This is a genomic window from Streptomyces sp. NPDC001709, from assembly GCF_053596375.1.
This window is the reverse complement of sequence record NZ_JBSFGB010000023.1, coordinates 18,505-36,922: the sequence shown is the minus strand read 5'-3', so window position 1 is coordinate 36,922 and position 18,418 is coordinate 18,505. Positions and strand designations below refer to the sequence as shown.

Genomic DNA, 18,418 nt, shown 5'->3' with positions numbered 1-18,418 from the left:
GCCACTGATCACAGCATGCACCACACCACTGACAACGACCCCGAGCCGAGGGGATCATGCGGGAATGACCCGCGTACTGACCCGCAGCGACCTGGAGGCCGTGCTCGAACCGGCGGACTGTCTCGCCGCCCTGCGCGAGGGATTCCACGCGGCCGGGGCCACCGCCGTACCCGGCCAACGGGTCCGCACCGACCTGCCGTTCCCCGGTACCGCCACCGCGCTCATCCCCGGCCTTCTGCCCGGCATCGACGCGTACACGGTGAAGGTCAACGCCAAGTTCCCCGGTGCCCGGCCCGCCCTGCGCGGGGTGATCTGCCTGCACAGCGGCGCCGACGGCGAACTGCTCGCCCTGCTCGACTCGGCGACCGTCACGGCTTGGCGGACCGGGCTCGCCGCCGCCCTCGGCACCACGCTCCTGGCCCCCGCCGGATACGACGTCCTCGGCGTGATCGGAGCCGGTGCCCAGGCCGAGTTGACGCTACGCGGTCTCGCCGGCGAGCACCGGCCCGGGCAACTCGTCGTCCACGACACCGACTCCGGGCGGGCCGCCGCATTCGCCGCCCGGCACGACGGCCGGGTGCTGGACTCGGCCGGCGCGGTGGCCGAGGCGGCCGACACCGTCCTGCTCGCGACCTGGTCCCGGACCCCGCTGCTCGCCCTCGCGGACACCCGTACCGGACAGCACTTCACGAGCCTCGGCACCGACGAGCCCGGCAAGCGGGAACTCGCCCCCGACCTGCTGGACGCCGCGCTCCTCGTCGTCGAGGACGCGGAACTCGCCGCGCGGATGGGCGCGTTGGCGGCACCCGGGCTCACCCGGACCTCGACCGACGCCACCCTCACGGACATCCTGCACGGCAGGCACCCCGGGCGCACCTCGGCCCGCCAGCGCACGGTGTACGCCCCTGTCGGGCTGCCCTGGCAGGACCTCGCCCTCACCTGGCTCGCCTGGCGGGAGGCGGAGCGCCGGGGCGTGGGAGCGACGATCGACCTGCTGAACTGAACCGCGACACGCCGGCCGCCCCGCGCCTCCGGGCCGACCCTGCGCCTCCCGGTTGCCCTACGGCGACCGAGCGGACCTGCGGTGTTCGAGCGGACCTGTGGCTTCCGGCCGGCCTACGAGTTGCGAGCCGGGCTGCGGCCCTCGCTCGCCCTGCCGCTCCTGGCTGAGCTGTGTCTCCTCGCCGACCGATGGCTTCCGAGCCGAGCCGAGTCGCGGCTCCCTGCTGCCCTACGGTTCCCGGGCCAGCCACAACTTCCAGCCCGCTTCGGCTCCACAGCCCGAGCCGACGGTTCCCCGAGGCCCACCCCCCCCGCTCACGCAAGGCCGACGCCCCACCATTCGATGCCGGGCGCGTCCTGAAGTAGAGCCGGGCACCTCGGGAAACCCGGGCTCGGGTGGGAAGCCGGTATAGCCGCTGTCAGCTCGCTGAGGTGTTGCCACCACGGCACCGCAAAACCTGCACCGCAAACCCGGCAACCGGCGGCCCTCGGCAAGACGTCGTTGCCACACCGGCGGTGTCTCCGTCGCGCGGTTATCCTGGCCGGCAGCCGCCGATGAGGAGTCCCGAAGTGACCGAGGCAGTGTCGCGTCCCACGTTGGAGGCCGTGGCCGCGCGGGCCGGTGTGTCCCGGGCCACCGTGTCGCGGGTGGTCAACGGCGGTGACGGGGTGCGCGAGCCCTTGGCCGAGCGGGTCCGGCAGGCCGTGGCGGAGCTGGGGTACGTCCCCAACCAGGCGGCGCGCAGCCTCGTCACCAAGCGGCACGACGCCGTCGCGGTCGTCATCGCCGAGCCCGAGACACGGGTCTTCACCGACCCCTTCTTCGCCCTCCAACTGCGCGGGATCAGCAAGGAACTGACCGCCCACGACAACCAATTGGTGCTGCTGCTCACCGAGGGCCGTGACGATCACGCGCGCGTGGCCCGGTATCTCGCCGGAGGCCATGTCGACGGCGCCCTGGTCTTCTCACTGCACCTCGACGACCCGTTGCCCGGCCTCATCCACGACGCCGGTGTGCCCACCGTGTTCGGCGGCCGACCGCACTGGGGTGAGGAAGCGGCCTGGGCCACGCGCCCCACGGGGGAGGACCCGGGCGTGGTGTACGTCGACTGCGACAACCGGGGCGGGGCACGCACGGCCGTACGGCATCTCGTCGAGCTCGGCCGGACACGCATCGCGCACCTCACCGGCGCCCTGGACCAGACGTCGGCGGTGGACCGGCTCGACGGCTACCGGGACGTCATGGGCGAGGTGCCCGGCGGGAACGATCCCCGGCTGGTCGTGGAGAGCGACTTCACGCCTGCCGGGGGCGAGCGGGCCATGCGCCAACTCCTCGACCACTGCCCGGACGTGGACGCCGTCTTCGCCGCCAACGACCTCACCGCGCTCGGCGCCCTGCGGGTGCTGCGCGCGAGCGGCCGGCGGGTGCCCGAGGACGTGGCCGTGATCGGCTTCGACGACATGCTGCCCGTCGCCATGGAGGCCGACCCGCCGCTGACGACGGTCCGTCAGGACATCGAGGAAGTGGGCCGCCTGATGGCCCGTCTGCTGCTGCGCGGCCTGACCGACGGCCGCGACCGGACCGGGACCACGGCGGACTCGGTGCCCGCCGGCGGCGTGATCCTCCCGACCACGCTGATACGACGGGCCTCCGCCTAGCCGCCCCGCGAGTGGCCCCGGTACGGCCGGCCCACCGGCTCAGCCCTGCGGCTGCTCGCTCTTGATCACCGCGAAGCGGGCGCCGTACGGGTCGGTGAACTTGGCCATGCGGCCGACCCCTTCCAGGCTCGTCGCCGGCATGCGCACCGTGCCGCCGAGTTGCTGCACCTTGTCCACCACCGCGTCGGTGTCCTCGACCTCGAAGTACGGCAGCCAGTACGGGCTGCCCTCGGCCTCGGCCGGGGCGTCGGCCTGTGGGACGATCCCGCCGAACATCGCGTTCTCCCCGCCGTCGGCAGGATTGACGCAGGTGTATGTCCCGCCCGGGAAGGGCACGGCCGAGGTCTCCAGGTCGAGCACCTGGTGGTAGAAGGCGGCGGCCGCCGCGATGTCCGGGGTGTACAGCTCGACCCAGCACAGCGACCCCGGCTCGCTCGCCACGTCCACGCCCTTGGTCTGTCCCGGCTGCCAGATCCCGAAGGTCACGCCCGCCTGGTCGGCGAGGATCGCCATGTGCCCCTGTCCCATCACGTCCATCGGCTGGACCAGCACGCTGCCGTGGGCCTGTTCGGCCGCCTTGGCGGTGGCGTGTGCGTCCGCGCTCTGGAAGTACACCGTCCAGGCCGGCGGGCCCTGCTCGGGGCCGGACTGCATGCCGCCCGCGACGGTCCTGCCGCCCAGCTGGAAGAAGCCGTAACCACCGGCGTCGGGCCCTGCCGACTGGAACTGCCAGCCGAAGAGGCCGCCGTAGAAGGAGATGGCGCCGTCGATGTCGGGGGTGCCGATGTCGATCCAGTTCGGAGCGCCGTTGACGAAACGGGTGGTGAGCATCTTTGCCCTCCTCGAAAGGGGTCCCGTCCTGTGCACTGCCGAGTCTGGCATCCCCCACTGACAATCGCCGCCGGAGTGCTGCGGCGCGCCGGAGCGAAGCCCGCCCTCACGCCGGGTGAGAGGGCGCGTTCTCCACGTTTCGCCCCCGCTCCGCGCGCCGCCGTGCGCGGGTGCGGCCCCAAGGAGCATCATCGGAGCGGCTGGAGGCCCCGACGCAGACGTTGACCCGGCGTTGATCGAACGTTTTTCGCCGCGCGCCACGATTCCGGTCATGCACTTCGAGACGATCACCCCGGCCGATGACACCTGGCAGGCGCAGGCCCTGTGCGCGCAGACCGGGCCGGACTTCTTCTTCCCCGAGCCCGGTAGCTCGGTGCGCGAGGCGAAGCGTATCTGCGCCATGTGCGAGCTGCGCCCGGCCTGCCTGGACTACGCGCTGGCGAACGACGAGCGCTTCGGCGTCTGGGGCGGCCTGTCCGAGAAGGAACGCCTGGCCCTGCGCCGGGCGTCCCACTGAGACCGGACCGGGCGTTCCACTGAGACCGGACCGGACGTCCCGCTGAGCGCGGACCCGCACCGGGGTGGCGCCCGCGGACACCGGCCCGGTGTCCCACCCCGGCTACGCGGCCGGGCGTAGGTCAGCCCCCGGCGCGCGCCGCCATGCGGGCCTTGCGGGCCGCGAGCTTCTCGTCGAACTTGGCGGCCTCCGCGTCCAGACCGCCCATGAACAGGCCGAGTTCCTCCTGCGCCTGGCGACCCTCGGGGCCGAGGCCGTCGATCTCCAGGACCTTCAGGAAGCGCAGCACGGGCTGCAGCACGTCGTCGTGGTGGATGCGCAGGTTGTAGACCTCGCCGATGGCCATCTGCGCGGCGGCCCGCTCGAAGCCGGGGATGCCGTGCCCGGGCATCCGGAAGTTGACGACCACGTCCCGCACGGCCTGCATCGTCAGATCGGGGGCCAGTTCGAAGGCCGCCTTCAGCAGGTTGCGGTAGAAGATCATGTGCAGGTTCTCGTCGGTCGCGATGCGGGCCAGCATGCGGTCGCAGACCGGGTCGCCCGACTGGTGGCCGGTGTTGCGGTGCGAGATCCGGGTGGCCAGCTCCTGGAAGGCGACGTAGGCGACCGAGTGCAGCATCGAGTGCCGGTTGTCGGACTCGAAGCCCTCGCTCATGTGCGCCATACGGAAACGTTCCAGCTTGTCCGGGTCCACCGCGCGCGAGGCGAGCAGGTAGTCGCGCATCACGATGCCGTGCCGGCCCTCCTCGGCCGTCCAGCGGTGCACCCAGGTGCCCCAGGCGCCGTCACGCCCGAAGAGCGTGGCGATCTCGTGGTGGTAGCTGGGCAGGTTGTCCTCGGTGAGCAGGTTGACCACGAGGGCGATACGGCCGATCTCGGTCACGTCGGACTGGTCCTTGTCCCAGGCCTCCCCGTCCTCGAACAGGCCGGGGAAGTTGCGGGCGTCGCTCCACGGCACGTACTCGTGCGGCATCCAGTCCTTGGCGACCTTGAGATGCCGGTTCAGCTCCCGCTCGACCACTTCCTCCAGCGCGAACAGCAGCCGCGCGTCGGTCCATGCGGACGGGCTGCCGAGGTGAGGGGAGGTGATCGTCACAGGAACTCCAGGGGGCGCCGAACAACGGGGGAGAAAAGTAAGGCGGTCCGGCGAGCGGTGCCGGGAAACCTACGAGATCGTAGGCTACGAATCCGTAGGTTACGAAGCCGTAGGCTAAGTTCGCTGTAAAGATCGCTGATCAGAGCCCTCACAGCGGCGCTTCGCGGGTATGCCGAGCGGCCCCGGGACCCGCAGGTCCCGGGGCTGTCGGAGCGAGTGGATCACCGGGTCAGGCGTACAGCTCCCGCAGCCGCACGGAGAGGCACGTCACACAGCCCTCGAGCTTCTCGAACTCGCTGATGTCCACCGTGACCACCTCGTGGCCGAGATCGGTCAGCAGCTCCGCGGTCTTCGGAGCGCTCGCCGCCATCAGCAGCTTGTGCCCGCCGAGCAGCACCACGTGCGAGCCGGACTCCTCCGGCACCGACAGGAAGCCCGGGAACAGCGACGGGCGGTCGACCTTCGGGATGTGCCCGATCACCGTGCCGTCGGGCAGTGCGGTCACCGCCGACTTCAGGTGCAGCACCTTGGTCACGGGAACGGGCACCACGCGCGCGCCCAGCGGCTCGAAGGCGGCCCGCACCTGCTGCACCCCGGCCGCGTTGGTGCGCCCGCCGCGGCCGACGTACACCGTGTCGCCGACCTTCAGGACGTCACCGCCGTCCAGCGTGCCCGGCTCCCATATCCAGTTCACCGAGCAGCCGAGGCGGGCCACCGCCTCCTCCACGCCGACGGTCTCCTCGCGCCGGGACTGTGCGCCGGGCCGGGTGATCAGCGCCACGTTCTTGTACATGACGACGGTGTCCTCGACGAACACCGAGTCCGGGCAGTCGTCCTCCGGATCGACCTCGATCGTCTCCCAGCCGTGCGTGCGCAGGGCCTCGACGTAGGCCTCCCACTGCTCGATGGCGAGCCCGGCATCGACCTTCTCCCGCTCGATGTGCGTCACCAGGCCTTCGGCGAGGCGGGGGCTGGGGCGGCGGACGAGGGCCTTCTTGCTGGGCACGAGGGACCTTTCGAATCGGCGGTGCGGTGGCCGGCGCCGGTGAACGCGGCGCCGGTCCGCCATCATGCAGTCCGCTCCGGCCAGGACAAAACCCTCGTTGTCAGGCTGTGCCCCTCCTGAGACGTCACCCCGCCCAGGGTGACCCTGTCCCGGACGTGCCCGGACGTGCCCGGCGTTACGCGGGATACCCGACATCCTCCGGTGCGATTTCCCTCAGTTCCCCCTCCTCCATCAGCAGCCAGCGGGTGATGCCGATCGACTCGAGGAACGGCAGGTCGTGGCTGGCCACGAGCAGTGCGCCCTCGTACGACTCCAGGGCCGAGGTCAGCTGCCGTACGCTCGCCATGTCGAGGTTGTTCGTCGGCTCGTCGAGCAGGAGCAGCTGGGGTGCCGGTTCGGCGAGCATCAGCGCGGCCAGGGCCGCCCGGAACCGCTCGCCGCCGGACAGGGTGGCCGCCTTCTGGTCGGCCCGCGCGCCCCGGAACAGGAACCGGGCCAGGCGCGCCCGGACCCGGTTGTTGGTGGCGCCCGGCGCGAACCGGGCCACGTTCTCCGCGACCGTCAGCGCGTCGTCCAGCACGTCCAGCCGCTGGGGCAGGAAGCGCAGCGGGACATGCGCCCGCGCCTCGCCGGCCACCGGCGCCAGTTCCCCGGCGACGGTCCCCAGCAGCGTCGTCTTGCCGGCGCCGTTGCGCCCGACCAGCGCGATCCGTTCCGGGCCGCGCAGATCGAGGATGCCCTCCACGCGCGCGTGGTAGGCCATGCGCAGGTTCTCCAGGGTGAGCACCTCCCGGCCGGGCGGCACGGCCGTGTACGGCAGGTCGATGCGGATCTCGTCGTCCTCCCGTACCGCCTCCACCGCCTCGTCCAGGCGCTCCCGGGCCTCGGCGAGCCGCTCCTCGTGCATGATGCGGTGCTTGCCCGCCGACTCCTGGGCGGCGCGTTTGCGTGCGCCCATGACGATCTTCGGTTCGCGCTTGGAGTCCCACATCTTCTGCCCGTACCGCTTGCGGCGGGCCAGTTTGACCTGGGCGTCGGCCAGTTCGCGCTTCTGCTTGCGTACATCGGCCTCGGCGACGCGCACCATCCGCTCGGCCGCCTCCTGCTCGACGGCCAGCGCCTCCTCGTACGCCGAGAAGTTGCCGCCGAACCAGGCGACCTCACCGGAGCGCAGCTCCGCGATCTGGTCGACCAGGTCGAGCAGTTCCCGGTCGTGGCTGACCACGACCAGCACGCCCGGCCACGCGGCGACGGCCTGGTACAGCCGGCGGCGCGCGTACAGGTCCAGGTTGTTGGTGGGCTCGTCCAGCAGCAGCACGTCCGGGCGGCGCAGCAGCAGCGCGGCCAGCCGCAGCAGCACCGACTCGCCGCCGGAGACCTCGCCGACGGTGCGGTCCAGGCCGATGTGGCCGAGACCGAGTTCGCCGAGGGTGACCAGGGCGCGCTCCTCGACGTCCCAGTCGTCGCCGAGCGTCTCGAAGTGCTCCTCGGCGGCGTCGCCCGCCTCGATGGCGTGCAGCGCGGCCCGCCGTTCGGCGATGCCGAGTGCCTCGTCGACGCGGAGCGCGGTGTCGAGCGTGACGTTCTGCGGGAGGTAGCCGACCTCGCCGGCGACCTTGACGGTGCCGTCGGCCGGGACGAGTTCACCGGCCAGCAGTTTCAACAGGGTTGACTTCCCTGATCCGTTGACGCCGACGAGCCCGGTCCGGCCGGGGCCGAAGGCGATGTCGAGGGCGTCGAAGACGGTGGTGCCGTCGGGCCAGGTGAAGGACAGGGACGTACCGGTGAGGGAGGGTGACATGAGAGCCTCGCGAGGGGTTTCGTGCGGTTCGGGTGGGCGCATGTCGAGACACCGCGAGGCGGGAACCGAAGGGTCGTGGGCACCAAGAGGCCATGAAAAAGGGCCTGTGCCCGAGGACGGCTCGGACGCCGAGGTCGTACGCCGCGCACACACCTCAACCGGTGCGACGCGATGCCTCAGGACCTCAGACGAGCAACGTCCTTCTCCAATCGACGGCAACAGAACCGATGTACACCGTAGGAGGGGGGTGGAAGGCTGTCAACGCAATTTGCGCCGCGGCCGAAGCGGCCACCAGCGCTCAGCAGGCGTCCCGCATCAGCTCGGCCAGATCGTGGTCCAGGTCCAGCTGGAGGTGTTCGAGGCCGACGGGCACGAGCTGGTTGGTCGCCTCCAGGAAGCGCCGGATCTCACCGGAGCGCACATGCACGACGGCGGTGCCCTCGGGAGCGTGGAACTCCAGCACGGTGCGGTCGTAGCCGTACGGCCGCACTCGGACGTCCCCGTGCCCCTCGGGGCCGTGCAGTCCGGCCGTCAGCAGCTCGCGGGAGAAGGTCCAGCGCACGTCGACCCCTTCGAGGGTGGCCGGGGCCGGGAAGGTCATCACGACGGCGAACGGATCGCGTCGGTCGTAGCGCAGCGTCGCGGGAATGCTCGGCATGCGCGGTGCGGCGGCGACGAGACGCGCCTCTACGGGCTGCTCGATGACGGTGGACAACGCGTTGCTCCCTCGTGACGGCTGGACTACGTCCGGGTGCGCGGCACCCGGCACTGGTCAAGACGACGGATCCGGCCGATCCGTGCACACGAAGCACGAGTGACCTCGGTCACCGCATTCATGCACGGCGAAAGACCGCTGTTTCCGCCCGCGCCGACGGGCAGTTGGCCTCTGGACGGCGCCGGGCCGGTGGGCTAGCTTCGCCCGCCATGAGGCGCTCGGTGAACACGCGACGCAGAGGACGCATGGGCAGGCTGATGGCGGCGGGGGTGGCGTGCGGGGCGGCGCTGGCCGCGCTGACCGTCCCGGCGGCACAGGCAGGGCCCCTCGGGCAGGGGAGCCCGCACTGGGCGCCGAAGGACCCGGGCACCCCGCAGGTCCGCTTCCGGGGACTGGCGGCCGTCGACCGGCACACGGCCTGGCTGGCCGGTACCGGCGGCACGGTGCTGCGCACCACGGACGGCGGGGCGAGCTGGCGGAACGTCTCTCCGCCGGGTGCGGCCGATCTGCAGTTCCGGGACGTCGAGGCGTTCGACGCGCGGCGCGCGGTGGTGCTGGCCATCGGCGAGGGCGAGGCGTCCCGCGCGTACCGCACCGACGACGGCGGAGCGACCTGGACGGAGTCCTTCCGCAACACCGACCCGAAGGCGTTCTACGACTGCCTGGCCTTCTTCGACCGCCGGCACGGCCTGGCGATGAGCGACCCCGTGGACGGAAGGTTCCGCATCCTGTCCACGAGTGACGGCGGCCGCTCCTGGCGGGTGCTGCCCTCGGCCGGTATGCCGCCCGCCCTGGACGGCGAGGCCGGCTTCGCGGCGAGCGGCCAGTGTCTGGTCACCTCGGGCCCGAAGGACGTCTGGCTGGCCACCGGCGGCGGCGCCCACGCGCGCGTGCTGCACTCCGCCGACCGCGGACTGACCTGGACGGCCGCCGACACGCCGGTCCCGGCCGGCGATGCCGCCAAAGGCGTCTTCGCGCTCGCCTTCCGCGACCGGTCCCACGGTCTCGCCGTCGGCGGCGACTACCGCCCCGACCAGTCCTCGCCGCAGGCCGCCGCCGTCACCGCCGACGGCGGCCGCACCTGGACGCCGGCCACCACGCCGCCGCCCGCCTACCGTTCCGGGGCCGCCTGGCTGCCGCACAGCCGTACCGCCGCGCTCGCCGTCGGCCCCACCGGCACCGACCTCACCACGGACGCCGGCCGCACCTGGCGCACGATCGACACCGGCTCGTACGACACCGTGGACTGCACGCCCGACCTCAGCTGCTGGGCGGCCGGTGAGCAGGGGCGGGTGGCCCGGCTGGAACGCTGAGGTGAGCGGCGGGAACCCGGGTACTCGTTGCGCACGGGGAGCGAGAGGAAGGGAGCGATGATGCCCGCCGGTTCCAGCTCCAAGCGCGAGCGTCAGTACGAGCACATCAAGAAGAGCGCGCAGGACCGGGGCGAGAGCACCGAGCGCGCCAAGGAGATCGCCGCGCGGACCGTGAACAAGGAACGTGCCCGTTCCGGCGAGTCCAGGACCGCGAGCCGCACCTCGACCCAGGACAAGTCGTCCGGTCAGCGCGGAGGCGAGCGGTCCGGGAAGGGCTCTCAGGGCCCGACCTACGACCAGCTGTACAACGAGGCGAGGCAGCGCGGCATCGAGGGCCGTTCGCACATGAACAAGGGCCAGCTGCAGCGCGCGCTGAACGCCAGGAAGGGATAGGCAGGAACGATCGGCCGAGTGATCCGGGCGCGATCGTCGGCGACGGCGAGGACGACCCCACCCCGCATCCGGCACGCCGCCGCCGGGCCCGTACAGTCGACGTCACCATGACGACCGTTGGCGTACCCGCGGGCTGGCCCGCGACCGAGGACGAGGCCCGCGCGGTGCAGGACGAGCTGCGCGGACGGGTGGTGCGCGACGAGCGCGGACCGGAGCCCGGGGCGGCCCGTGTCACCGGGGTCGACGTCGCCTACGACGACGAGCTCGACCTGGTCGCCGCGGCGGCCGTCGTGCTGGACGCCGCCACCCTGGACGTGGTGGCCGAGGCGACGGCCGTCGGCCGGGTCTCCTTCCCGTACGTGCCCGGCCTTCTCGCCTTCCGTGAGATCCCTGCCGTCCTGGCCGCCCTGGACCGGCTGCCGTGCCCGCCCGGCCTGGTCGTCTGCGACGGCTACGGCCTGGCGCATCCGCGCCGCTTCGGTCTCGCGAGCCACCTCGGCGTGCTCACCGGCCTTCCGGTCATCGGTGTCGCCAAGAACCCGTTCACCTTCACCTACGACGACCCCGGTCCGCAGCGCGGCTGCTCCGCTCCGCTGCTCGCGGGAACCGAGGAGGTCGGCCGAGCGCTGCGCACCAGGGACGGCGTCAAACCGGTCTTCGTCTCCGTCGGCCACCGGGTGGGCCTGGACAACGCCCTGGCCCACACCCTGGCCCTGACCCCGCGCTACCGGCTCCCGGAGACCACGCGCCGGGCGGACGCCCTGTGCCGCCGGGCTCTTCAGGAGGCGGCTCAGGGCGTCTGAGGAAGCCCTCAGGAGGCGTCGATACGCCAGGCGCCGACCTCCTGATACGCCGAGTCGAACACGGCCGAGCCGTCCCCGGGTTCGAGGGCGTAGTGGCGGAGATTCCCGCCCCAGTAGCGCAGGATGCGCCCCAGCTCACCGGCGCGGTCCTGCGCCGACGCGCCCTCGTCCACGGTCACTTCGAGCACGAATTTCATGCCTTGCCCGCCTCCTTCGGCTCTGCGGCCTGGGGCTCCATCGTTTCATTGAAAGACCCTGTGAAACTTTCGAGGCGAACGGCGCAGGTGCCTGTGTGCTCTCGGGTACGCAAGTCTCAAACCGGGGAGGAGGCACCGGGGCCGGCGGAGGCCACCCTGAAGGTGATGCCCGCGGTGCGCAGCCGCTCGGTGAGGGCGTCGCCCATCGCCTGCGCCGTGGTGACCTGCCCGGCCGTCGGCGGAAGGTCGTCGAAGGCCAGGCACAGGGCCGCCTCGGCGAACATCTTGGCCGTCTCGTCGTAGCCGGGGTCGCCGCCGGAGACCTCCGTGAACACCCGCTGTCCGCCGCCCTCGCCGACGAACCGCACCGTGAACCGGCTCCTGGCCCGCCTCTCCGCGCTCGGCCCGTCCCCCGGCCGCAGCCGCCCCGACAACCAGCGCCGAGCGGGCGGCAGTTGGGCGGCCGCCAGGACCGTGCCGACGGCGGCGACCCCGCCGAGGGCGACCGGCAGGCGCCGCACCGCCGCGTAGTGCCGGTAGCGGAAGTCGGGGCCGTACCGCTCCAGCGTCCTCGCCGAGCGGCGCACGATCTCCGGGTCGAGGGTCGGCAGCGGCAGCGCCCACGCGCCGACCTCCTTGGCGAACCGGGGTGCCCCCGTCGGCGCCGTGACCCGGCGCCCGAGCAGCCGAGGTTCGTGCCGCCCCCGTTCGCGCGCGGCGGCCAGCAGCTGCCGGCCGCGGGCGAACTGGTTCAGCGCCGAGGCCAGGGTGCCGCCGGAGAAGGCCGCGTCGGCGGTCACGTATCCGTCCACGGTCAGCGGCACGCCCTCCGGCAGCTGCCCGACCGTGAAGTACACGCCCAGGTCGTGGGGCACGGAGTCGAAGCCGCACGCGTGCACCAGACGGGAGCCCGTCTCCCGCGCGCGCGTGTCGTGCCGGACGTACATCAGGTCCACGAACTCGGGCTCGCCGGACAGGTCCAGGTAGTCGGTGCCGGTGTCCGCGCAGGCGGCGACCAGTTCCTCGCCGTACAGCACGTACGGCCCGACGGTCGTGGCCACCACGCGTGCGTGCTCGGCGAGGACGCGCAGGCTTGCGGGTTCGGTCACGTCGGCCCGCAGGACAACGACGTCCGCGCCGCCGGGCAGGCGTTCGCGCAGCCGCTCCAGCCTGCGCTCGTCGCGGCCGGCCACCGCCCAGCGCAGGTCCTTCGGTGCGTGCGCGGCGAGATACTCCGCCGTGAGGGCGCCGACGAAGCCGGTGGCTCCGAAGAGCACGAGGTCGTAGGGACGGTCCGCCCTGTTCAGCCTGCTCATGACACCCCTTGGTCCCGCAGCTCGCGCCGCTGTCGGTGGCTGAGGCTAGCGTGAGGGGAGCGAGCGACGACGAGCAGCCCGGAGGCAGTGGTGGCCGCAGCCAGGAACGCCCCGAAACGTCTTATAGCCGAACCCGGCGCACGCGCCTCCTAGCGCACTCGGCGCAGCTCGCGGCGCATCCGCCTCTCACTCTCCCGGGTGATCGGGGCGGTCTCGGGCACTTGGCTAAGCGCTTGCTCGTTGGGTCTTGTGTCCGGTGGAACGCGTTCTTAGCATCACCGGTGTTACATCAGTTGTGTCACACACATGCCTGGGGGACGGACGCATGACGATGGCAGGGACACCGGCGCAGCCGGGGAGCGGTCCGCTCTCCGGTGTGCGCGTGGTCGAGCTGGCCGGCATCGGGCCGGGCCCGTTCGCCGCCATGCTCCTGGCCGACCTGGGCGCGGACGTGGTCCGGGTGGACCGGCCGGGCGGCCCCGGCCTCGGAGTCGATCCCGCGTACGACGTGACCAACCGCAACAAGCGCTCGGTCGTGGTCGACCTGAAGGCACCGGACGGCCCCGCGCGCGTGCTGGACCTCGCCGGGCGCGCCGACATCCTCATCGAGGGCTACCGCCCGGGCGTCGCCGAGCGGCTCGGCATCGGCCCCGGGGACTGCCACGTCCGCAACCCCCGCCTGGTCTACGGCCGTATGACCGGCTGGGGTCAGGACGGACCGCTCGCCGACCGCGCGGGGCACGACGTGGCCTACATCGCGCTCACCGGCACCCTCGGCATGACCGGCCGCCCGGACGAGCCCCCGGTCTTCCCCGCGAACCTGCTGGGCGACTACGCGGGCGGTTCGCTCTACCTCGTCGTCGGTGTCCTCGCCGCACTGCACCACGCGCGCGTGACCGGCACCGGGCAGGTCGTCGACGCCGCCATCGTCGACGGTACGGCCCATCTGTCCGCGATGATCCACGGCATGCTGGCGGCCGGCGGCTGGCAGGACCGGCGCGCCGCCAACCTCCTGGACGGCGGCTGTCCCTACTACGGCACCTACGAGACCGCCGACGGTCGGTACATGGCGGTCGGTGCCCTGGAAGGGCGGTTCTACGAGGAGTTCCTGCGCCTGCTCGGCCTGGACGACCTGGCACCGGCCCACAAGGACATCACGCGCTGGGACGAGCTGCGGGAACGCGTCGCCGCCCGCTTCAAGTCCCGCACCCGGGACGAGTGGACGGCGGTCTTCGAGGGGACCGACGCCTGTGTGGCCCCCGTGCTGTCCCTGCGCGAGGCCCCGCACCACCCGCACCTCGCCGCCCGCGGCACCTTCACCGACCACGCCGGCATCATCCAGCCCGCCCCCGCGCCCCGCTTCTCCGCGACCCCCACCTCCGTCCGCACCGGCCCGGCCCTGCCGGGCGCGGACACGGAGACGGTGGCGCGGGACTGGGGCATACCCGCACCGGTGAACGACCCGGTCACCGACGCCGACTGACCCCGCCCACCCCGCTCGGCCCACCCTCCCGAAAGGCACACCAGTGAGCACCGAAGCGTACGTGTACGACGCGATCCGCACCCCGCGCGGCCGCGGCAAGGCGAATGGCGCCCTGCACGGCACGAAGCCCATCGACCTGGTGGTCGGACTGATCCACGAGATCCGCGACCGCTTCCCCGGCCTCGACCCGGCCGCCGTCGACGACATCGTGCTCGGTGTCGTCGGGCCGGTCGGCGACCAGGGCTCCGACATCGCCCGGATCGCCGCGATCGCCGCCGGACTGCCGGACACGGTCGCGGGCGTGCAGGAGAACCGCTTCTGTGCCTCGGGCCTGGAGGCCGTCAACCTGGCCGCGGCCAAGGTCCGGTCCGGCTGGGAGGACCTGGTCCTCGCGGGCGGCGTGGAGTCCATGTCCCGGGTGCCGATGGCCTCCGACGGCGGCGCCTGGTTCAACGACCCGATGACCAACCTCGCCGTCAACTTCGTACCGCAGGGCATCGGCGCCGACCTGATCGCCACCATCGAGGGCTTCTCCCGCCGGGACGTCGACGAGTACGCGGCCCTGTCCCAGGAGCGCGCCGCCACCGCCTGGAAGGAGGGCCGCTTCGACCGCTCGGTGGTCCCCGTGAAGGACCGCAGCGGCCTGGTCGTCCTCGACCACGACGAGCACCCGCGCCCCGGCACCACCGCCGACTCCCTCGCGAAGCTCAAGCCGTCCTTCGCGGACATCGGCGAGCTGGGCGGCTTCGACGCCGTCGCGCTGCAGAAGTACCACTGGGTGGAGAAGATCGACCACGTCCACCACGCGGGCAACTCCTCCGGCATCGTGGACGGCGCCTCGCTCGTCGCGATCGGCTCCCAGGAGGTCGGCGAGCGCTACGGCCTCACCCCCCGCGCGCGGATCGTCTCCGCCGCCGTCTCCGGCTCCGAGCCGACCATCATGCTCACCGGGCCCGCCCCCGCCACCCGCAAGGCCCTGGCGAAGGCCGGCCTCACCATCGACGACATCGACCTGGTCGAGATCAACGAGGCGTTCGCCGCGGTCGTGCTCCGCTTCGTCAAGGACATGGGCCTGTCCCTGGACAAGGTCAACGTCAACGGCGGCGCCATCGCCCTCGGCCACCCGCTCGGCGCCACCGGCGCGATGATCCTCGGCACCCTCGTGGACGAACTGGAGCGCCAGGACAAGCGCTACGGCCTCGCCACCCTGTGCGTCGGCGGCGGCATGGGCATCGCCACCATCGTCGAGCGCATCTGAACTCCCCGCGGAATCACGAGACTTCCGAGACCTCAACGGAGACGACTGTCATGACCGAGAGCACCACCATCCGCTGGGAGCAGGACGACACCGGTGTCGTCACCCTCGTCCTGGACGACCCCAACCAGTCCGCGAACACCATGAACCAGGCGTTCCGCGCCTCCATCACGGCGATCGCCGCGCGCGCGGAGGCCGAGAAGGACTCCATCCGCGGCATCATCTACACCTCCGCCAAGAAGACCTTCTTCGCGGGCGGCGACCTCAAGGACATGATCAAGGCCGGTCCCGAGGACGCCCAGCAGGTCTTCGACACCGCCACCGAGATCAAGAACGCGCTGCGCCGCATCGAGACCCTCGGCAAGCCGGTCGTCGCCGCCATCAACGGCGCGGCCCTCGGCGGCGGTTACGAGATCGCGCTCGCCTCCCACCACCGCATCGCCCTCGACGCCCCCGGCTCCAAGATCGGCCTGCCCGAGGTCACGCTCGGCCTGCTGCCCGCGGGCGGCGGCGTCACCCGCACCGTACGCCTGATGGGCATCACCGACGCGCTGTTGAAGGTGCTGCTCCAGGGCACCCAGTACAACCCCCGCCGCGCCCTGGAGAACGGCCTGATCCACGAGGTGGCCGCCACCGGGGAGGAGATGCTGGCCAAGGCCCGCGCCTTCATCGACGCCCACCCCGAGTCGCACCAGCCCTGGGACCTGCCCGGCTACAAGATCCCCGGTGGCACCCCCGCCAACCCGAAGTTCGCCGCCAACCTGCCCGCGTTCCCGGCCAATCTGCGCAAGCAGACCAACGGCGCCCCCTACCCGGCCCCGCGCAACATCATGGCCGCCGCCGTCGAGGGCTCCCAGGTCGACTTCGAGACCGCGATCACCATCGAGACCCGCTACTTCACCGAGCTGGTCACCGGGCAGACCGCCAAGAACATGATCCAGGCGTTCTTCTTCGACCTCCAGGCCGTCAACTCCGGCGCCAACCGCCCCAAGGGCATCGAGCCCCGCCAGGTCCGCAAGGTCGCCGTCCTCGGCGCCGGCATGATGGGCGCGGGCATCGCGTACTCCTGCGCCCGCGCGGGCATCGACGTCGTCCTGAAGGACGTCTCCCCGGAAGCGGCCGCCAAGGGCAAGGGCTACTCCGAGAAGCTGTGTGCCAGGGCCGTGGCCAAGGGCCGTACCAGCCAGGAGAAGGCGGACGCACTGCTCGCCCGGATCACGCCCACCGCCGACGTGGCCGACCTCGCGGGCTGCGACGCGGTGATCGAGGCCGTCTTCGAGGACACCACGCTCAAGCACAAGGTGTTCCAGGAGATCGAGTCCGTCGTCGCGCCCGACGCACTGCTGTGCTCCAACACCTCCACCCTGCCCATCACCACTCTCGCCGAGGGCGTGGAGCGCCAGGCCGACTTCATCGGGCTGCACTTCTTCTCACCGGTCGACAAGATGCCGCTGGTGGAGATCATCAAGGGGGACCGCACCGGCGACGAGGCCCTCGCCCGGGCCTTCGACCTGGTCCGGCAGATCAACAAGACGCCGATCGTCGTGAACGACTCGCGCGGCTTCTTCACCTCCCGCGTGATCGGCCACTTCATCAACGAGGGTGTCGCCATGGTCGGCGAGGGCATCGAGCCCGCCTCCGTGGAGCAGGCCGCCGCCCAGGCCGGCTACCCGGCCAAGGTCCTCTCCCTCATGGACGAGCTGACCCTCACCCTCCCGCGCAAGATCCGCAAGGAGACGAGGCGGGCCGTGGAGGAGGCGGGCGGCACCTGGGCCGCGCACCCGGCGGAGGCGGTCATCGACCGCATGGTCGACGAGTTCGGCCGCCCGGGCCGCAGCGGCGGCGCCGGCTTCTACGACTACACCGAGGACGGCAAGCGGGCCGGACTCTGGCCGGGCCTGCGTGAGCACTTCACCAAGCCGGGACACGAGATCCCGTTCCGGGACATGCAGGAACGGATGCTCTTCTCCGAGGCGCTCGACACCGTGCGCCTCCTCGAGGAGGGCGTCCTGACCTCGGTCGCCGACGCCAACATCGGCTCGATCTTCGGCATCGGCTTCCCCGGCTGGACCGGCGGCGTCCTGCAGTACATCAACGGCTACGACGGCGGCGCCGGGGGAGGCACCGGCCTGCCCGGGTTCGTGGCCCGCGCGCGGGAGCTCGCCGAGACCTACGGCGAGCGCTTCACCCCGCCCGCGCTGCTCGTGGAGAAGGCCGAGAGGGGGGAGCCGTTCGCCGACTCGGCCGGTGCCTGATCCGGACTCAGTCCGTTCCCGACCCGGTGACCCACTCGCTCAGCTCTTCCCGCAGCGATCGCTGGAACGTCGTCAGCAGCGCCTGCACCACCAGGGGGTGCATGTGCGCCGACAGGGACCTCACGTCCCGGGCGTCACGCTCCGCCACCTCGCCGCGGAAGAGCTGGGAGAGCTCGTGAGCCGCGGCGCGCGAGTGCTCGACGAGCACCTTGCGCGCCGCGAGGATCGCCTCCTGCGACAGTGGTACGTCCAGCAGCTGCACCCCGAGCCGGAGCAGCCCGGAGTCGACACGGAAGGTGCCGCCGTCGGCTGCGTCGCCGTCCGCCGTCATGACGACGTTCATCGCCGCCAGCCGCTCCAGGTCCTCGGGGGCGAGCGGGCGTCCGGCCCGCCGCTCCAGTTCCCGCAGTGACACCGTGTCCACCGCGTCCGGAGCCCAGGACGCGACGACCGCACGGTGAATGGCCAGGTCGTGCGGGCTGAGGTCGGCGGGCAGCCGGCTCAGGTACCGCTCGATCGCCGACAGGGTCATGCCCTGCCGCTGCAACTCCTCGATGAGGGCCAGCCGCGCCACATGCTCCGGCCCGTAGTGCCCGACCCGGCGCGGGCCCAGCACCGGCGGCGGCAGCAGGCCCTTGCTGCCGTAGAAGCGGACGGTGCGGACCGTGACGCCCGTCCGGGCGGCCAGCTCGTCGATGGTGAGGGGCGTGTCCCCGGCATCGGTCGTCATGTGCAGCAGTATCGCTGTCGCGCTACCGCATGAGTAGAGATCAAGG

General features: G+C 72.0%; 17 protein-coding genes. 9 read left to right on the top strand and 8 right to left on the bottom strand.

Going from position 1 to position 18,418, the window contains the following annotated elements:
- Positions 1-64 precede the first annotated feature (64 nt).
- Both ACWC0C_RS29735 and ACWC0C_RS29730 read left to right on the top strand, forming a co-directional pair.
- The gene (locus tag ACWC0C_RS29735; RefSeq protein WP_450867075.1) at positions 65-1,003 is read left to right on the top strand and encodes an ornithine cyclodeaminase family protein; all 939 of its coding nucleotides are present in this window, start codon (positions 65-67) and stop codon (positions 1,001-1,003) included.
- Between the two features lie 569 nt (positions 1,004-1,572).
- Positions 1,573-2,661 (top strand): LacI family DNA-binding transcriptional regulator, encoded by a 1,089-nt coding sequence (locus tag ACWC0C_RS29730; RefSeq protein WP_450867073.1) that lies wholly within the window; start codon positions 1,573-1,575, stop codon positions 2,659-2,661.
- 39 nt (positions 2,662-2,700) lie between these two features.
- On the opposite strand, the gene ACWC0C_RS29725 is transcribed toward ACWC0C_RS29730, so the two are convergent.
- Positions 2,701-3,492 carry a VOC family protein gene (locus ACWC0C_RS29725; RefSeq protein ID WP_449199581.1) on the bottom strand — a complete coding sequence of 264 codons (792 nt, stop codon included), beginning with the start codon at positions 3,490-3,492 and terminating at the stop codon, positions 2,701-2,703.
- Positions 3,493-3,763: 271 nt separating this feature from the next.
- On the opposite strand from ACWC0C_RS29725, the gene ACWC0C_RS29720 reads away from it, so the two are divergent.
- Complete coding sequence (locus ACWC0C_RS29720) at positions 3,764-4,009, top strand: WhiB family transcriptional regulator (RefSeq protein ID WP_449199582.1); 246 nt, start codon at positions 3,764-3,766, stop codon at positions 4,007-4,009.
- 121 nt (positions 4,010-4,130) lie between these two features.
- Here ACWC0C_RS29720 and ACWC0C_RS29715 read toward each other — a convergent pair whose 3' ends face one another.
- The 4 genes from ACWC0C_RS29715 to ACWC0C_RS29700 all read right to left on the bottom strand — a co-directional run bounded on the left by ACWC0C_RS29715 (position 4,131) and on the right by ACWC0C_RS29700 (position 8,627).
- Positions 4,131-5,105 (bottom strand): acyl-ACP desaturase, encoded by a 975-nt coding sequence (locus ACWC0C_RS29715; RefSeq protein WP_449199583.1) that lies wholly within the window; start codon positions 5,103-5,105, stop codon positions 4,131-4,133.
- 229 nt (positions 5,106-5,334) lie between these two features.
- Positions 5,335-6,111 (bottom strand): dimethylargininase, encoded by a 777-nt coding sequence (ddaH, locus tag ACWC0C_RS29710; RefSeq protein ID WP_450867071.1) that lies wholly within the window; start codon positions 6,109-6,111, stop codon positions 5,335-5,337.
- Positions 6,112-6,286: 175 nt separating this feature from the next.
- Complete coding sequence (locus ACWC0C_RS29705; protein ID WP_450867069.1) at positions 6,287-7,912, bottom strand: ABC-F family ATP-binding cassette domain-containing protein; 1,626 nt, start codon at positions 7,910-7,912, stop codon at positions 6,287-6,289.
- Between the two features lie 298 nt (positions 7,913-8,210).
- Positions 8,211-8,627, bottom strand: a complete 417-nt coding sequence (locus tag ACWC0C_RS29700) for an SsgA family sporulation/cell division regulator (protein WP_449199586.1) — start codon at positions 8,625-8,627, stop codon at positions 8,211-8,213.
- A 245-nt stretch (positions 8,628-8,872) separates the two neighbouring features.
- On the opposite strand from ACWC0C_RS29700, the gene ACWC0C_RS29695 reads away from it, so the two are divergent.
- The 3 genes from ACWC0C_RS29695 to ACWC0C_RS29685 all read left to right on the top strand — a co-directional run bounded on the left by ACWC0C_RS29695 (position 8,873) and on the right by ACWC0C_RS29685 (position 11,136).
- Positions 8,873-9,940 (top strand): oxidoreductase, encoded by a 1,068-nt coding sequence (locus ACWC0C_RS29695; protein WP_450867067.1) that lies wholly within the window; start codon positions 8,873-8,875, stop codon positions 9,938-9,940.
- Positions 9,941-10,000: 60 nt separating this feature from the next.
- Complete coding sequence (locus ACWC0C_RS29690) at positions 10,001-10,333, top strand: plasmid stabilization protein (RefSeq protein WP_450867189.1); 333 nt, start codon at positions 10,001-10,003, stop codon at positions 10,331-10,333.
- Positions 10,334-10,440: 107 nt separating this feature from the next.
- A complete protein-coding gene (locus tag ACWC0C_RS29685) occupies positions 10,441-11,136 on the top strand; it encodes an endonuclease V (RefSeq protein ID WP_450867066.1) in 696 nt (231 codons plus the stop codon).
- 8 nt (positions 11,137-11,144) lie between these two features.
- On the opposite strand, the gene ACWC0C_RS29680 is transcribed toward ACWC0C_RS29685, so the two are convergent.
- Together ACWC0C_RS29680 and ACWC0C_RS29675 are read right to left on the bottom strand one after the other, a co-directional pair.
- Positions 11,145-11,333, bottom strand: coding sequence for a hypothetical protein (locus tag ACWC0C_RS29680; RefSeq protein WP_450867064.1), 189 nt, complete (start codon positions 11,331-11,333; stop codon positions 11,145-11,147).
- A gap of 116 nt (positions 11,334-11,449) precedes the next feature.
- Positions 11,450-12,649: a saccharopine dehydrogenase family protein gene (locus ACWC0C_RS29675; RefSeq protein ID WP_450867062.1), complete on the bottom strand. Its 1,200-nt coding sequence runs from the start codon at positions 12,647-12,649 to the stop codon at positions 11,450-11,452.
- Positions 12,650-12,974: 325 nt separating this feature from the next.
- Between ACWC0C_RS29675 and ACWC0C_RS29670 the strand changes: the two genes are divergently transcribed.
- Genes ACWC0C_RS29670 through ACWC0C_RS29660 form a run of 3 tightly spaced genes read left to right on the top strand, consistent with a single transcriptional unit; the run spans position 12,975 to position 17,642 of the window.
- Positions 12,975-14,132 (top strand): CaiB/BaiF CoA transferase family protein, encoded by a 1,158-nt coding sequence (locus ACWC0C_RS29670; RefSeq protein ID WP_450867061.1) that lies wholly within the window; start codon positions 12,975-12,977, stop codon positions 14,130-14,132.
- A 43-nt stretch (positions 14,133-14,175) separates the two neighbouring features.
- The gene (locus ACWC0C_RS29665) at positions 14,176-15,390 is read left to right on the top strand and encodes an acetyl-CoA C-acetyltransferase (RefSeq protein WP_449199592.1); all 1,215 of its coding nucleotides are present in this window, start codon (positions 14,176-14,178) and stop codon (positions 15,388-15,390) included.
- A gap of 50 nt (positions 15,391-15,440) precedes the next feature.
- Positions 15,441-17,642, top strand: coding sequence for a 3-hydroxyacyl-CoA dehydrogenase NAD-binding domain-containing protein (locus ACWC0C_RS29660; protein WP_450867060.1), 2,202 nt, complete (start codon positions 15,441-15,443; stop codon positions 17,640-17,642).
- Between the two features lie 7 nt (positions 17,643-17,649).
- Here the strand turns inward: ACWC0C_RS29660 and ACWC0C_RS29655 are convergent, their stop codons facing one another.
- Entirely contained in the window at positions 17,650-18,372 is a 723-nt protein-coding gene (locus ACWC0C_RS29655) for a MerR family transcriptional regulator (protein WP_450867058.1), read from the bottom strand.
- Between the last annotated feature and the right edge of the window lie 46 nt (positions 18,373-18,418).